Genomic DNA, 14,370 nt, shown 5'->3' on the forward strand with positions numbered 1-14,370 from the left:
GCCGGGGCGGGCGCTACGGCCGGTCGGGCGGGAAGTACGGGGCGTACGGCGCCGGGCGGGTGCTCCCGTACGGCGCGTACGACCACTGCGGCGGCGCGTACGACGGGTACGGCCCGTGCGGGTGGGCCGCCTGTGGTGCGGCCGTCTGCGGCAGGGGCGGTGCCGTCGCTCGGGCCGCGTAGTCCAGGGCCGGGCGCGCCACGTCCCGCCGCCGCCACAGGGCGTCCAGCAGTTCCCCCTCCCGTACGGCGTAGTCGGCGCCCGCCCCGCCCCGGTGCCCGCGCCGCCGCAGGAAGGCCAGCGAGGTGGCGCACGCCTCGTACCGCGCCACCTCCCGTGCCGCCTTCTTCCCGGCGTGCCGGCGGGCGTGCTGCCGGGCGATGCGGCGGGCCCGCATCGAGCCGAGCGCGTACGGCTCCGCCGGCGTCAGCCAACCGGCCAGGACGTAGACGGGCAGCTCGGCCCGCACGGTGCGCAGCTCGCGCTGCCGGGTCCAGATCACCAGCCAGGTCAGCAGGCCGAAGGACGGCACCATGAACGCCGCGTAGACGGCGAAGAAGCCGTACTCGCCGAATGCCGCCGAGCCGTTCCACAGGGCGTGCATGCCCATCGCGAGCAGCAGGCCGGACAGCGGGAGCAGGGCGCGGCGCAGCCGGTGGCGGCCGGCCGAGAGCGCGGCGACGCCGAAGCCGATGCCGGTGAGCACCGTGAAGAGCGGATGCGCGAACGGGGACATCACGATGCGGACGAAGAAGGTCGCCGCGGTGACGGAGGTGATGCCGCTGTCGCCGGTGAGCTGGTCGGTGCCGAAGGCGGTGCCCAGGTAGAGGATGTTCTCGGTGAAGGCGAAGCCGGTGGCGGTGACCCCGGCGACGACCACGCCGTCGACGACGCCGGTGAAGTCCCGTCTGCGGAAGAGGAAGACCAGGAGGACGGCGGCGGCCTTGGCGGACTCCTCGACGACCGGGGCGATGACCGTGGCCCCCAGGGTGTCCGCGCCGGCCGGATCGGCGGTGGCGGTCGCTATCCACCGGGTCGCGAAGCTGTTGGCGACGATCGCTATCAGCGCCGCAGCGCAGGCGCCCCAGGCGAAGCAGAACAGCAGGTTCCGCCAGGGCCCCGGGTCCACCCGCTCCAGCCAGCGGAACGCGGCCATGAGCAGCGGTACGGGCAGCACCGCGAGGCCGAGTCCGACCAGGAACCCCCGGGTGCCGGTCTGTTCGCGGACCAGGGCGAGGATCACCAGGCCGGAGAGCGCGAGCAGGGCGATCAGCGCGCCGTGACGCACCCAGGCACGCTGCCACCAGTGCTGATGTGGCGGATACGTCGGACACGGGGGACAGGTGGCCACGGCATGGACCCTAACCGGTGGGAGGCTGCTCCTTGTGCTGGTCGTACCGGTGCGGTACGGGGTGCTGTACGCGGCGGAAGAGCAAGTCGTTCACCACATGTCCCTTCTCCAGTCCCTGGCCCTCGAAACGGGTCAGCGGCCGGTGGGCGGGACGCGGCGCGAAACCGCCGTCGGGCACGGTGTTCTCGAAGCCGGGGTGTGCGGTGAGCACGTCGAGCATCCGCTCGGCGTACGGCTCCCAGTCGGTGGCGCAGTGCAGGACGGCCCCCGGGGCCAGCCGGGTCGCGGCCAGGGTGAGGAACTCCGGCTGGATCAGGCGGCGCTTGTGGTGGCGCTTCTTGGGCCAGGGGTCGGGGAAGTAGACGCGCAGTCCGGCCAGGGAGCCGGGGACGAGCATCTCGCGCAGGAGGATGATCGCGTCGCCGTTGCCCACCCGGATGTTGGACAGGCCCTTCCGGTCCGCGAGAGCGAGCAGGTTGCCCTGGCCGGGGGTGTGGACGTCCACGGCGAGGATGTTGGTGTCCGGGTCGGCGGCGGCCATCCGGGCGGTGGCCTCGCCCATGCCGAAGCCGATCTCCAGGACGACGGGGCGGTCGTCGCCGAACAGCTCGCCGAGGTCGATGACCCGCTGCCCGTCGATGTCCAGCCCCCACGTGGGCCACAGCCGCTGCAACGCGTCCGCCTGCCCGGCGGTCACCCGGCTGCGGCGGGGCTGGAAACTGCGGATCCGCCGCTCGAAGTGCGACCCGGCGGGATCCGCCTTCGGCCCGTCGGGGAACCGGGGCTCGCCCTTGGCACGGCTGTGCCGCACGGAGGTGCCGGCCGGCGGCCGGGGGGCTTCGGGGGTGTGGTGGGAGTCAGACACAATGACTCGATTTTACGGGTGGTGGCCGTCCTTCGACGCCGCCGTGAGACAGCGCGGGAGCATGGCGACCCGTTCGTTCTCGAACCGGGGACGTCGACGGGGTCGGGCTCGGCGATCAGCTGGTGGACGACGAGGTCGACCGGTTCCCGTTGCTGCCGGGAGATCTTCTCGATGAGTTCGGGAGAGCGGGGCGCCTGCTCGAACATGACGCGCAGCAGATGCGGGTCGTCGCGGTGGCTGTCGGCGGTGGTTGTCGATCGCGGTCCGCACCTGCGCCCGGAGGACGCCTTCGACCGAGCCGGGCAGGCCCGCGGCCCGGCGACGGCGGACGGCGGCGATCCTGGCGTCGAGGTGCCGGGTCGGCAGCCCGACGAGAATCGCATCTTTGTTCGGATAGCGGACCGGTGCCGATGCTCGACGCGGTGCGGGACGCCTTTCCCGCGGCACGGCTGCGCGCGGAGCGGTTCCGCCCCGCGCGGTCAGGTCCTTCGCCCCCGACACGCCGTTCGAGGCGGGGTGTGCCCGTTCGGGGCGGACGGTCCCGGTGCCGTCCGGGGCGTCGCCGCTGGACGCGCCGGCGGACCGGGCGCGTCAGGTCTTCGCCAGCATGGCCAGTGCTCTACGGCCCACCTCCCGGCCGATCGGGAGGGCGGCCGTCGCCGCGGGCGAGGGGGCGTTCAGGACGTGTACGGCGTGGGCGCCCTCGCGGATCAGGAAGTCGTCCACCAGCGTCCCGTCCGGCAGCACCGCCTGCGCCCGCACCCCGGCCGGCGACGCCACCAGGTCCCCCTCCGCCACGGCGGGCAGCAGCCTGCGCACGGCCGCGGTGAACGCCCCCTTGGACAGCGACCGCCGCAGCTCGCCCGCCCCGTACCTCCAGTGCCGCCGGGCCGTCCGCCACGAGCCCGGCCAGGTGAGCGTCGCGCCCAGCTCGCGGGGGCGCACCACACCCCGGCCGTACCCCTCGCGGGCCAGCGCCGGCACCGCGTTCGGACCGAGGTGCACGCTTCCGTCGATACCGCGGGTCAGATGCACCCCGAGGAACGGGAACGCCGGATCCGGCACCGGATACACCAGGCCCCGCACCAGCTCGGGACGCGCCAGCTCGTAGTACTCACCCCGGAAGGGCACGACCCGCATGCCGGGGTCGTCCCCGGTCATCCGGGCGATCGTGTCGCAGTACAGCCCCGCGCAGTTGACCAGGACCCGGGCGCGCAGCACGTCCCCCGAGCGGGTGCGGACGGCGACCCCGAGGCCCGGACGCCGGTCGATGTGCCCGGCCCGCGCGCCGTAGCGGATCTCCGCGCCGGACGCCGCGCCCAGTTGCCTGGCCACGGCGACGTAGTCGCAGACGCCGGTCGTGCCGACGTGTATGGCGGCGAGGCCGCGCACCTCCGGCTCGTACTCCGGGATCTGCGCGGCGCCCAGCTCCCGCACCGGAATGCCGTTCTCCCGGCCGCGCTGCACGAGCGCGTGCAGCCGGGGCAGCTCGGCGCGGTCGGTGGCGACGATCAGCTTGCCGGTGACGGCGTGGGCGATGCCGTACTCCGCGCAGAACTTGACCATCTCGGCCGCGCCCCGCACCGCGTGGCGCGCCTTGAGCGAACCGGGGCGGTAGTAGACCCCGCTGTGGACGACGCCGCTGTTGCGGCCGGTCTGGTGCCGGGCCGGGCCCGGTTCCTTCTCCAGGACCGTGACCCGGGTGCCCGGTGCGGCGCGGGTGATCGCATACGCCGTCGACAGGCCGACGATTCCGCCGCCGATCACCAGCACGTCGCAGTCGTACGCGACGCGGTGCGCGGTGCCGTGCGCGCTCGCGGTCCGCACTCGTTCCATCTCCGGTCCACCTCCCGGCTTCGATAGTGCACTGCGCCACTGACAATGCCTTCAAACCCGGGAGGGGCGGTGGATCAGGCCGGAGTCACCAGGAGCGGACGGGCGCGCTCGCGCAGCTCCACCACGCGCGGCTCGTCGCCGTACGGCTCCAGGCGGTGGAGGAGGTCCTTGACGTACTCGGTGGTGCGGGCCGAGGAGATGCGGCCGGCCACCTCGACCGCCCGCACACCCTGCTCGCAGGCCGCGTCCAGGTTGCCCGACTCCAGTTCGGCCACCGCCGACACGACGAGTCTGAGGCCGTGCGAGCGTACGAACTCCTCCGTCGGTTTCGACAGGGCCTGCTCGGTGAAGCGGCGGACCTGGCGTGGTGCCTTCAGGTCGCGGTAGCACTCGGCCGCGTCGGCGGCGAACCGGTCGTAGGAGTAGAAACCCAGCCAGATCGGGTCGCTGTCGCCCGGCCGGGCCCGCTCCAGCCAGCTCTCGGCGGCCTTCAGGGCCGCGCCGGCCGCCACCGCGTCGCCCGCGCGCGCGTGTGCACGGGCCTCGACCAGGCGGAAGAAGCTCATGGTGCGGGCCGTGGCCAGCCCCCGGTTGCGTTCCAGCGCGGCCTGGGCGAGGTCGACGCCCTCGTCGCCGAAACCGCGGTAGGTGGCCTGCAAGGACATCGAGGCGAGGACGTAGCCGCCCAGCGGGACGTCGGCCGCCGCGCGGGCCAGGCGCAGGGCCTGGATGTAGTACCGCTGGGCCGCCTCCTGCTGGCCGGTGTCGAAGGCCATCCAGCCGGCCAAACGGGTCAGTTCGGCCGAGGCGCCGAACAGGGCGCGGCCGACCTCGTCGGAGTAGGAGCCGAGGAGCAGCGGGGCCGCCTCGACCCGCAGGCACTCGGGGACCATCGACGAACGCCAGTCGCCGCCCCCGTACTTGGAGTCCCAGCGCCGGGCGTCCCCTGCGGCCTCCCGCAGCTTCTGCACATCACTGTGGCCGACTTTGAGCGGTGCGCCGGAGCCCTCGGCCGGGCTCACGTCACGCGCCACCGAACTGTCGGCCGGGGTTATCAGCCATCGGGAGGCGGGCGTCGCGTACGCGCTGACCGCGAACGACCCGGCGAGCGACTGCCAGATGCCGCCGGTGCCGGCCCGGCGTCCGGCGAGGTCGAGGCGGTACAGCTCGGTGGCGGACCTGACCGCCTGGCCGACGTCGCGGGGGAAGGCGAGGCCCACTTCGGGGGCGGGATCCGCGTCCGCCAGGCCGATCTCGTGGAGCGGCACCGGGCGGCCGAGCTTCTGGCCGATGGCGGCGGCGATGAGATGCGGGGCCGCACCCTGCGGCACCATTCCCTTCGACACCCAGCGCGCCACCGACGTCTTGTCGTAGCGAAGCGTCAACCCGCGTTGGGCGCCGAGGTCGTTGACCCGCCGGGCGAGTCCTGCGTTGCTGATTCCCGCGAGGGCGAGAACGGCGCCGAGTTTTTCGTTCGGCCCGCGTTGCTCCCTGGACATGCGCCACCCCTCGACACAGACGGCTGCCGCGCTGGCATAACCACGCGGCATTCGTAAACCCAGCGTAGTTCGCCGCATCCCAGGCGTTAAGAGGCATTGTTCCGGATGGCGGGATTGTGGTCCGTACTGAAGTGCGGCGCCTGCACGGTCCGTTGCCGCGTGCTCCCGTTGTGTGGCCGTGCGCCCGTCCGTGCGCTCTTCTCCGGCCACGGGGGGAGCGGTTCCATGGTCGGTGCGTGGGTCGGCCCGCTGTACTGGATCCAGCGGGCTGGGGGACACCGCCGCCTACATCCCCGCGGGCGGCGGACCGGTCCGGGGGGCGAGTCCCGCCTCCCGGACTGCGCGCCGTCAGGCGGTGCGCAGAGCCTGTACGGAGCGTATTCGAACGTGTCTGCGTGACGCCGAATTGGCTGAAAATAGACCCCCGTATTTCCGGGGTACAACCGCCCTCACCACGGGAGTTGAGGGCGCGCTGGGTAGCCAAACGGCGCGTTGCGGGGGCGCATTCGCGTCGTCTTCGCGCCCTCCGAGTGGGCGCGGAGAGGGAGTTGACGTCCGCGTGCGAGTTCCGCGCGGGCGCATTCATGGGAGCACTTGCGGCTCCGCCGACGCTCTGCGGCGCGCCCTTCATGGCAGCATGGGGAACCAGTTCGTACGGTGCACTGGTTGTCCCCAGCCTGTGGAGGCGTCGATGCGGTGGTTGGTGGGGTGGAGCAGCGCCGCCGTGGGAGCAGCCGGCACGGGCGCGGCGGGTGGCTCCGCCGGGGCCACCGGCTACGACGGCGAGACCGTGCAGCCCGTGGGCTCCCAGCCGTTGTGGGGCGACCCCGATCCGCTGTGGGCGGTCGGCGACTGGCGCCCCGACGAGGTGCGCGTCGTCACGGCCGACCCGCAGACCCGGGTCGCAGTCCTCGGCATCTGCGGCGCGACCGACGAGCAGCTGCGCGTCGGGCTGTTCGCCGCGCGCGGCGGGGCACTTCGGCATCTGACCGCGTGGCCGGGCAGCTACACGGCCGTCGTCCAGGTCGGGCGGCGGATCACCGTCTGCGGCGATCTCGCGGGCGCGCGCCCGGTGTTCCACACCCCCTGGGCGGGCGGCACGGCCTACGCGACCGCCGCGCTGCCCCTGGCCGACCTCGTCGAGGCCAACCTCGACTTCGGCCATCTCGCCGCGCTGCTCGCCGCGCCCGACGTGCCGGCCGCGCTGGACGACTCCACCCCGTACGACGGCGTGAAGCGCGTTCCGCCGGGGCATGCGCTGATCCTGCGCGCCGGGGCCCGCGAGATCGCCGGGTACGAGCCGGTGGCCTCGCTCGCGGTCGCGGCGCCCACCGCCGATCCCGAGCGGGCGGTGGACGGGGTGCGGGACGCCCTGGTGGAGGCCGTGCGCACCCGGCTCGCCGCGCCGCGGCACGTCCCCGGGGACGGCATCGACCCCGGCCCGGTCCCCGGCATGGGGCCCGCGGAACGGCGCGCGGCGCGCGGCATGCCGGTGCCGGGCATCGGGGCCGACCTGTCCGGCGGACCCGCCTCGGGCACGCTGGCGCTGCTGGCCGCCGGGCTGCCCGGGATGCCGGGGACCGTGCTCGGGCACGGCACCGGGGCCGGGGAGCGGCTCCTTGCGGTCACCTTCAACGACCTCGCCGTCGGCGGGCAGGAGGCCGAGCTGGAGCGGGCGGGCGCGCTGGCGGCCAACCCGCGGCTGCACCACGTGGTGGTCACCGGCGGCGAGGAGGTGCTGCCGTACGCCGAGCTGGACGGGCCGCTGACGGACGAACCCGGCTCGTCCCTGGTCGCCGCCGCGCGGCACCGGGCGCGGCTGGCCGCGGGCAGCGCGGACCACTTCACCGGGTACGGGGCGCGGCAGGTGCTGGACGCCCATCCGGCGCGGCTGGCCGACCTGCTGATGGACCGCAAGCGGCGCCATCTCGTGCGGCCGGTCGCCGCGATGGCCAAGGCAGACGGGTCCGTGCTGGTCCCCGGGCGCGTGTACGCCGCGGCCCGGCGGCTGGCGCGTACGCCGTACCGCACCGGGCTCGAAGTGCTCGCCGAACGGCTGATGAGCCGGCGGTTCGACGCGCCGGGCGACGGGGCGATGGAGGCGTCGCTGGCCGTGCTGACCTGGGCCGGGGCGGGGCCGGCCGCGCGGTGGCTGACCGGAGAGGCGCTGGCTGAAGTATCGGTTCGCCTGCAAACGTCCTCCCAGCGGTCCGGGGTGGTGGGGCCGGGGCAGCGGCCCGGTGACTTCCGGGCGCGTGCGGCGCTGGCGCGGCATGCGGCGGACGTGCGGGTACTGGAGCAGGCGGCCGAGATCCGCTTCCAGCGGCTGCACACGCCGTTCCTCGACAACCAGGTCGTCCGCGCCTGCCGTGCGCTGCCGGAGGCGCTGCGGGTGCGGCCGGGGGCGCGGGGGGCGATCCTGCGGACGGTGCTGGAGGGCGCGGGGGTCAGCGAGCTGCCGAGCGGCTGGGGAGCGCCCACGCAGACGGTGGCGGCCTCCGCCGCGCGGACGGGGCTGCGGGTCGCCGCGGACTCGCTGCTGGGGCTGTTCGACACGCCGCTGCTCGCGGAGGCGGGGATCGTGGAGGCGCGGGTCGTGCGCAAGGCGGTGCGTGCGGCGGCGGCAGGTGAGCCGCTGCCGCTGGACGGGCTGGCCGACATCGTCTCCCTCGAACTGTGGCTCCGGCGCCTCCTCGCACGCCGCGGCACCTGCTGGACGGGCACTCCGGCCCGACAGCGCGCGGTACCTGCGGGGATCGCGCCGCAGCGGGGGGCGCTGGGTGGGGCGGGGGAGGTTGTGCGGCGGGTTTGAGCGGGTGCCTCCGGCGGTTTCGCGGGAATGCCTGCGGCGGCCTGTGCGGGTTCGGTGGGGGTGCGGGTAGCGCGTTCGGTTGTGTGGGGGGTCGGGGGCGTGCCGGGGGGTGTCCGTCCTCGGAACGGCGCGAAATCGGTTACTTGTACGAGTGCGGGGTGTTGACGTGCCAACCGCTGCGGGCGGACCCCCCGTCCCGCCCCCTCCTCGCCGTACGCGGCTTTCCGTCCGCTCCACGTGGTTCCCCGCTCCCGCCGTGCGCGGCTGTCCCTCCCAGCTGCGGGCAGCCGTGTCCCGCCGTACGCGGCTGCGGGCCCTCGCTCCGCCTCCTAGCTGTGGCAGCCGCCACGCCGCCCCAGCCGCGGTCCGTCGCCACGCCGGCCACTGCGGGCAGTCGTGCCTCCCCCAGTGCCTGAACGGCCTGGGAGGTACCCCCGGGCGGCACGGGTGGGCGCAGCCCGGCACCCCGGGGCGCCGGGCTGCGCAACGCCCCCCGGCCCGCACCCACGCCGGGTGCCTCCACGGAGCCGGGGCAGGGGACCCACCCCCGGTTCACCACCGACGCCATGTGCCCCGCAGGGGTGGGGCGGGGACAATGACCCGGTGCGGTACAGAATCCTGGGCGTCACCCAGACGGAGGACCACGGCACCGTCGGCACCCCCGGCGGGCCCCGCCTGCGTGCGCTGCTCGCCGCTCTCGCCCTGCGTCCGGGACATGTCGTCACCCCCGCCACCCTGATCGACGAGGTGTGGGCGGACCAGCCGCCCGAGGACGCCCCCGGGGCCCTCCAGGCGCTGGTCGGCCGCCTGCGCCGTACCGTCGGCAAGGACGCCGTCGTCTCCGCCCCCGGCGGCTACCGGCTCACGGCGACCGACGACGACGTGGACCTCTTCGTCTTCGAGCGCCTCGTCCGGCAGGGCACCGCCGCCCTCGACCGCGGCGACGCCGCCAGTGCCGCCCGGCACCTGGACGAGGCCCTCGGCCTGTGGCGGGGACCCGCACTCGCCGACCTGCCCGACCGTGCCGCCGCCGCCCGCCCCGAGGCCCTGCACCTGGAGGCGACCCGCACCCGCATTGAGGCCGGCCTGCTCCTCGGCGACGCCCACGACGCCGTACCGCGGCTGCGCGAACTGACCGCGGCGCACCCGTACGACGAACCGCTGCACGCCCTCCTCATCCGCGCCCTGCGCGCCACCGGCCGCGACGCCGACGCCCTGGCCGCCTACGAGAGCACCCGCCGCGCCCTCGCCGAAGGCCTCGGCACCGAACCGGGCCCCCGGCTGCGCGCCCTGCACGCCGAACTGCTCGGCGCGCGGAGCACGGGCGCCCGAGCCACGGGACGGCCCGCGCCGGCCCCCGAGCGCAGGGGCAACCTCCGTCCCCGGCTCACCTCCTTCGTGGGACGGGAACCCGAACTCGACGCCATCCGTCGCGAACTGCGCACGGCACGACTGGTCACCCTCACCGGACCGGGCGGTTCCGGAAAGACCCGCCTCGCCGAGGAGGCCGCCGCCGCGATCGAGCAGGCGTGGCTCGTCGAGCTGGCCCCGGTCGACCGGCCGGAGGCCGTGCCCGGCGCGGTCGTCAACGCGCTCGGACTGCGCGAGACCGTGCTGGTGACCGGCGACCGGCCGGCCGTGCAGGGCGACCCGGTCGCCCTCCTCGCCGAGTACTGCGCCTCGCGCGGCCTGCTCCTGGTCCTCGACAACTGCGAACATCTCATCGGCGCGGCGGCCCGGCTCACCGAGACCCTGCTGACCCGTTGCCCGGGTCTCACCGTCCTCGCCACCAGCCGTGAACCCCTGGGCGTCCCCGGCGAGTCGGTGCGCCCGGTCGAGCCGCTCACCCCCGACCAGGCACACCGCCTGTTCGCCGCCCGCGCCACCGCCGTACGCCCCGACGCGGACGCCGTACTGGAGGACGGTGAGGCGGTCGCCGAGATCTGCCGGCGGCTGGACGGGCTGCCGCTCGCCATCGAGCTGGCGGCGGCGCGACTGCGGCTGCTCACCCCGCGCGACATCGCCGACCGGCTCGACGACCGCTTCCGCCTGCTCACCTCCGGCAGCCGCACCGTCCTGCCCCGCCAGCAGACGCTGCGCGCGGTCGTCGACTGGTCCTGGGACCTCCTCGACCAGGAGGAACGCACCATGCTGTGCGAACTGTCCGTCTTCGCGGGCGGCTGGGACCTCGAAGCCGCGGAGGCGGTGGGCACCGGCCCCGCCGCGGAACTCGTCGGGGCCCTCGTCGACAAGTCCCTGGTCGTCGCCGACCCCGGCCCGCACGGCACCGGCATGCGCTACCGCATGCTGGAGACCATCCACGAGTACGCCGCCGAACGCGCCGCCGAGATCCCCGGGCTGCGCGCCACCGCCGAACGGGCCCATCGCGCGTGGGTGCGCGCCCTGGCCGAGGAGGCCGACCCCCAGCTGCGGTCGGCCGGGCAACTGCCGTGGATCTCCCGCCTGGAGACCGAGCACGACAACATCCGCGCGGCGCTCCACCGCTCCCTCACCGCGGGCGACGAGCGGGAGGCGATCGCCATCGGCCTCGGCATGGGCTGGTTCTGGTGGCTGCGCAACTACCGCCACGAAGGCGTCAAATGGCTCGACCGGGTGCTGCGGCTGGGGGTCGCCCTGGACGCCGGCGGTGCCCGGGTGCCGCCGGCGGACATCCTCGCCCGCCGGATCGACGGCGCCGACCCCGTCGACGCCCTCCTCGCCACCCGGGAGGGCGACTGCCCGCATCCGCTGCACTCGCCGCGCATGCGGGTGCGGATGATGCACATCCTCTTCACCTTCGAGACCGGGCCGAGGGAGGGGGAGGACCTGCTGGACGAGCGCATGGGGCGGTACGTGCGGCGGGTGCGGGACCACTTCGCGGCGGGCGGACCGGAGGCGGCCCGGGTACCCGGCCTCATCTGGCCGCTGACCGAGTTCTTCGTCAGCGACCCGGACGACGTCCGGCCCGCCATGGACGCCTCCGTCGCCAACTGCCGTGTGTACGGGGGCGAGTGGGAGATCGCCGCCAGCCTCATGTTCCGTGCCCACACGATGGTCGACACCTCGGGCACCCTCACCGGCGTCGACGACGACCTGGCGGAACTGCGACTGCTCAGCCGCCGCGTCGGCGACCGCCTGGTGTCCGCCCAGGTGTGCAGTGCCTTCGGCGAGGCCGCCATGGCGCGCGGTCGCTACCAGGACGCTCGGGCGGAGTACGAGGAGGCGCTGCGGCTCGCCGACGAGGTGGGCGCGTTCGCGGAGTCGCCGTTCCTCGTCGCCCGGCTCGCCGAGGTCGCCTACCGCGAAGGGGAGCGCGGCACGGCACTCGCCCTGCTCGACGAGGCCGGCGCCGCCGCCGACCGGTACGCCGTGGCGGACTCCAAGGCCCTCGTCCTGATGCTGCGGGCCGGGCTCGCGGTGGAGGACAAGGAGTTCACGCCGGCGCGCGCCCTGTGGGAGGCGGCCCGCGAGCAGTGCGCGCGCGGCACGCCCCCGCCCCAGTTCCTGGCGATGCTGGGGCTGGTGGACGCGCTCGTGACGGCGGCGGAGTCGGGCCCGCGGGCGGCTCTGCCGCTGCTGGCCGACGCCGTCCGCACGGCCGTCGCGGAGCGGTGCTCCGACCTGGTCGCGGCGACCCTGGTGGACAGCGCGGCGCGCCTGCTGTGCGACCTCGGCGACCACGCCCGCGCGGTGCGGCTGTTCGGCGCGGCCGGCCAATGGCGCGGCGACTGCCCCCGCCCCATGCCCGACCGTGTGCACACCGAGCGGGCCGACGCCGCCGCCCATGCCGCCCTCGGCGCTGAGCGGTACGCCCTCGAACTGGCCGGGGGCGCCGTCCTCACACCGCGGGACGCCCTGGACGAGCTGGACGAGGCGGTGCGGCACGGCCGGCCGGTCCCGCGGGCCGCTACCCGCAGGTGAACCGCGACTGCGCCCAGTCCGCGAGCGTCACCGAGTCGAACGGCCGGTGCGGCTCGACCACCAGCTGCACGGTCTCGCGTCCCGAGATGTCCACATGGACCGGCACCGCCGGGTCCCCGCCCCTGATCACGCCGGAGTTCCACAGCGGGACGCCGTCGGCGCGGACCGAGAAGCGGACCTTGCCGAGCTTCAGCGTCAGGTCGTCCACACCGACCAGCGCGTCGTAGGACGAGCAGGAGCGGTTGAGGTCGATGGTGACGGAGGAGCGTCCGTGCACGGTGACGCCGTGCGCGTACTTCTCGTCGTTGACCGACAGGGCGGAGCGCTGCCACACCCAGCTGCTCCCGGCCAGCCGCATCTCGGGCCCGGTGCCGTCACCGCTCACGTCGTACGCCAGCTCGTTCCACTGGTAGACGGTCGGGGCGGGCGGCGGGGGCGGGGGCTGAGTGGGTGCCGGAGTCGGAGTCGGAGTCGGTGTCGGGGTGGGAGTGGGAGTGGGGGTCGGTGTCGGCTTCGGCGTCGGTTTCGGGGCGGGCGCCGCGGGGGGAGGCGGCGTCGGCGTGGGAGTCGGACGGGGGGTGGGGGACGCGGACGGCACCGGCTCGGGTGCGGCCGCGGGCGGGCGGGGAGCGGGCGCCTGCTTCGGGGGCGTGGGGGTGTCCGGGGCCGGCTGCGCCGCCGGTGCGGAGACGGGCGGGGCCGCCTGCGGCGGGGGCTCGTCCGGGGCGTCCTTGCCGGCCAGCGCGAAGACCAGCGCCGCCGCGGCGGCCACCGCCACCACACCGGCCGCGATACCTGCCTTCACCGGCGCGCCCAGCCCCTCGGAGACCGCCGCACCGCCACCGGCGCCCGCCCCGCCGGACGAACCGCCACTGGCCGCGGCCGCCGCGCCCGCCGCACCGGCGCCCGCGCCCCCGGCGAGGAGCCCCGCGGCCTTTGCGTACCCGGCGGCGCCGAACCAGCCGATGACCGCGACCGGCACCACGGCGGGGATGCCGCTCGCGACCTCCTCGATCTGAGTGGCGGCCAGCCGGCACCTGGCGCACTCGGCCAGGTGCTTGCGCAGCCCGCGCTCGGCCCGGATGCGGAGCCTGCCGCGCGCGTAGGTGCCGAGCTGGTCGGCGTAGCGGGCGCAGTCCTCGTCGGTGGCGAGGGTCTCGCTGACGTGGGCCTGGAGATAGGCCTGCTTGAGGCCCTCGCGGGCACGGCTGGCGAGCACCCGGGTGCCGTTGGCGTCCAGCCCGAAGAGCATGGCCACCTCGCTCGGCGACTCGTCCTCGACCTCGGTGTGCCAGAGCACGGCCTGCCACCGCTCCGGCAGCGACCGGAAGGCCCGCATGGCCATCGACTGCTCGGCCTCGTGCATGGCCCGCACATCGGCACCCAGCTCCAGGGTGTCGCCGTCCGCCGCCTTGGGGGCGTGCGCGGCCTGCGCGGCGAACACCGCGAAGTCGTCGACCAACTGCTCCCGCCCGGCCGACCGCGTCCAGCCGGCGGCGACACGCCGGACCGCGGTGAGCAGATAGGCGCGCACCGCGTACTCCGGCCCGGAGCCGCCGCGCACCGCCTGGAGCATGCGGGCGAAGACCTCGGCGGTGAGGTCGTCTGCGGTGTGGGCGTCGCGGCAGCAGGTGCGCGCGTACCGGCGCACCGCGTCCGCGTGGCGCCGGTACAGCTCCTCGTAGGCGCTGTCGTCGCCCGAGCGCATCCGCCCGATCAGCTCCGCGTCGGACGACGGAAGCTCACGCGGCGGCGGCAGGACGCCGTCGTCGTACAGCTCACGCGGCGGCGGCAGGACGCCGTCGTCGTACAGCTCACGCGGCGGCGGCAGGACGCCGTCCTGGTGCCGCTCGCGCTGCGCCGGTACGCCGCCTTCCGGCGGCCCGCCACGCTCCGTCGGCCCGCCGCCCTCCGGGGCACCGCCCCGCGGGGCCCGGCCCGGCCGTCCCTGGCCCGGCACCTGCGGCGAGCCCTCGGGCTCGGCGCCACCGGGCCCGAGGCCGCCGTCACCGACCGACCCGTCCCGCCCGTCAACGCTCATCGCGGAAAGCCCCCGCCACCTGCCAGTCCGAACACCGGGTCAGCG

At 75.3% G+C, this 14,370-nt stretch carries 7 protein-coding genes; 2 read left to right on the forward strand and 5 right to left on the reverse strand.

What is annotated here, in order from left to right; translation table 11 throughout:
* Positions 1 to 13: 13 nt before the first annotated feature.
* From AC4IHM_RS17755 to AC4IHM_RS17770, 4 genes are all read right to left on the reverse strand, one after another.
* Entirely contained in the window at positions 14 to 1,351 is a 1,338-nt protein-coding gene (locus AC4IHM_RS17755) for a PrsW family intramembrane metalloprotease (RefSeq protein WP_490868000.1), read from the reverse strand.
* 10 nt (positions 1,352 to 1,361) lie between these two features.
* A complete protein-coding gene (trmB, locus tag AC4IHM_RS17760; RefSeq protein ID WP_490868001.1) occupies positions 1,362 to 2,216 on the reverse strand; it encodes a tRNA (guanosine(46)-N7)-methyltransferase TrmB in 855 nt (284 codons plus the stop codon).
* A 591-nt stretch (positions 2,217 to 2,807) separates the two neighbouring features.
* Complete coding sequence (lhgO, locus tag AC4IHM_RS17765; RefSeq protein WP_490868002.1) at positions 2,808 to 4,052, reverse strand: L-2-hydroxyglutarate oxidase; 1,245 nt, start codon at positions 4,050 to 4,052, stop codon at positions 2,808 to 2,810.
* Between the two features lie 74 nt (positions 4,053 to 4,126).
* Positions 4,127 to 5,551, reverse strand: a complete 1,425-nt coding sequence (locus AC4IHM_RS17770; RefSeq protein ID WP_490868003.1) for an NsdA family TPR-like regulatory protein — start codon at positions 5,549 to 5,551, stop codon at positions 4,127 to 4,129.
* Positions 5,552 to 6,242: 691 nt separating this feature from the next.
* On the opposite strand from AC4IHM_RS17770, the gene AC4IHM_RS17775 reads away from it, so the two are divergent.
* Positions 6,243 to 8,363 carry an asparagine synthase-related protein gene (locus AC4IHM_RS17775; protein WP_490868004.1) on the forward strand — a complete coding sequence of 707 codons (2,121 nt, stop codon included), beginning with the start codon at positions 6,243 to 6,245 and terminating at the stop codon, positions 8,361 to 8,363.
* A 603-nt stretch (positions 8,364 to 8,966) separates the two neighbouring features.
* Entirely contained in the window at positions 8,967 to 12,284 is a 3,318-nt protein-coding gene (locus AC4IHM_RS17780) for an ATP-binding protein (RefSeq protein WP_490868005.1), read from the forward strand.
* Here AC4IHM_RS17780 and AC4IHM_RS17785 read toward each other — a convergent pair.
* Positions 12,271 to 14,325: a sigma-70 family RNA polymerase sigma factor gene (locus AC4IHM_RS17785; protein ID WP_490868006.1), complete on the reverse strand. Its 2,055-nt coding sequence runs from the start codon at positions 14,323 to 14,325 to the stop codon at positions 12,271 to 12,273. The genes AC4IHM_RS17780 and AC4IHM_RS17785 overlap by 14 nt on opposite strands.
* Positions 14,326 to 14,370: the final 45 nt, after the last annotated feature.

It is taken from the genome of Streptomyces sp. SL06 (assembly GCF_058244745.1).

Bases quoted from the DNA above. Each gene is read 5' to 3' on its own strand.
- lhgO (WP_490868002.1), bottom strand. From the start codon at position 4,052: ATGGAACGAGTGCGGACCGCGAGCGCGCACGGCACCGCGCACCGCGTC.
- AC4IHM_RS17770 (WP_490868003.1), bottom strand. From the start codon at position 5,551: ATGTCCAGGGAGCAACGCGGGCCGAACGAAAAACTCGGCGCCGTTCTC.
- AC4IHM_RS17775 (WP_490868004.1), top strand. From the start codon at position 6,243: ATGCGGTGGTTGGTGGGGTGGAGCAGCGCCGCCGTGGGAGCAGCCGGC.
- AC4IHM_RS17785 (WP_490868006.1), bottom strand. From the start codon at position 14,325: ATGAGCGTTGACGGGCGGGACGGGTCGGTCGGTGACGGCGGCCTCGGG.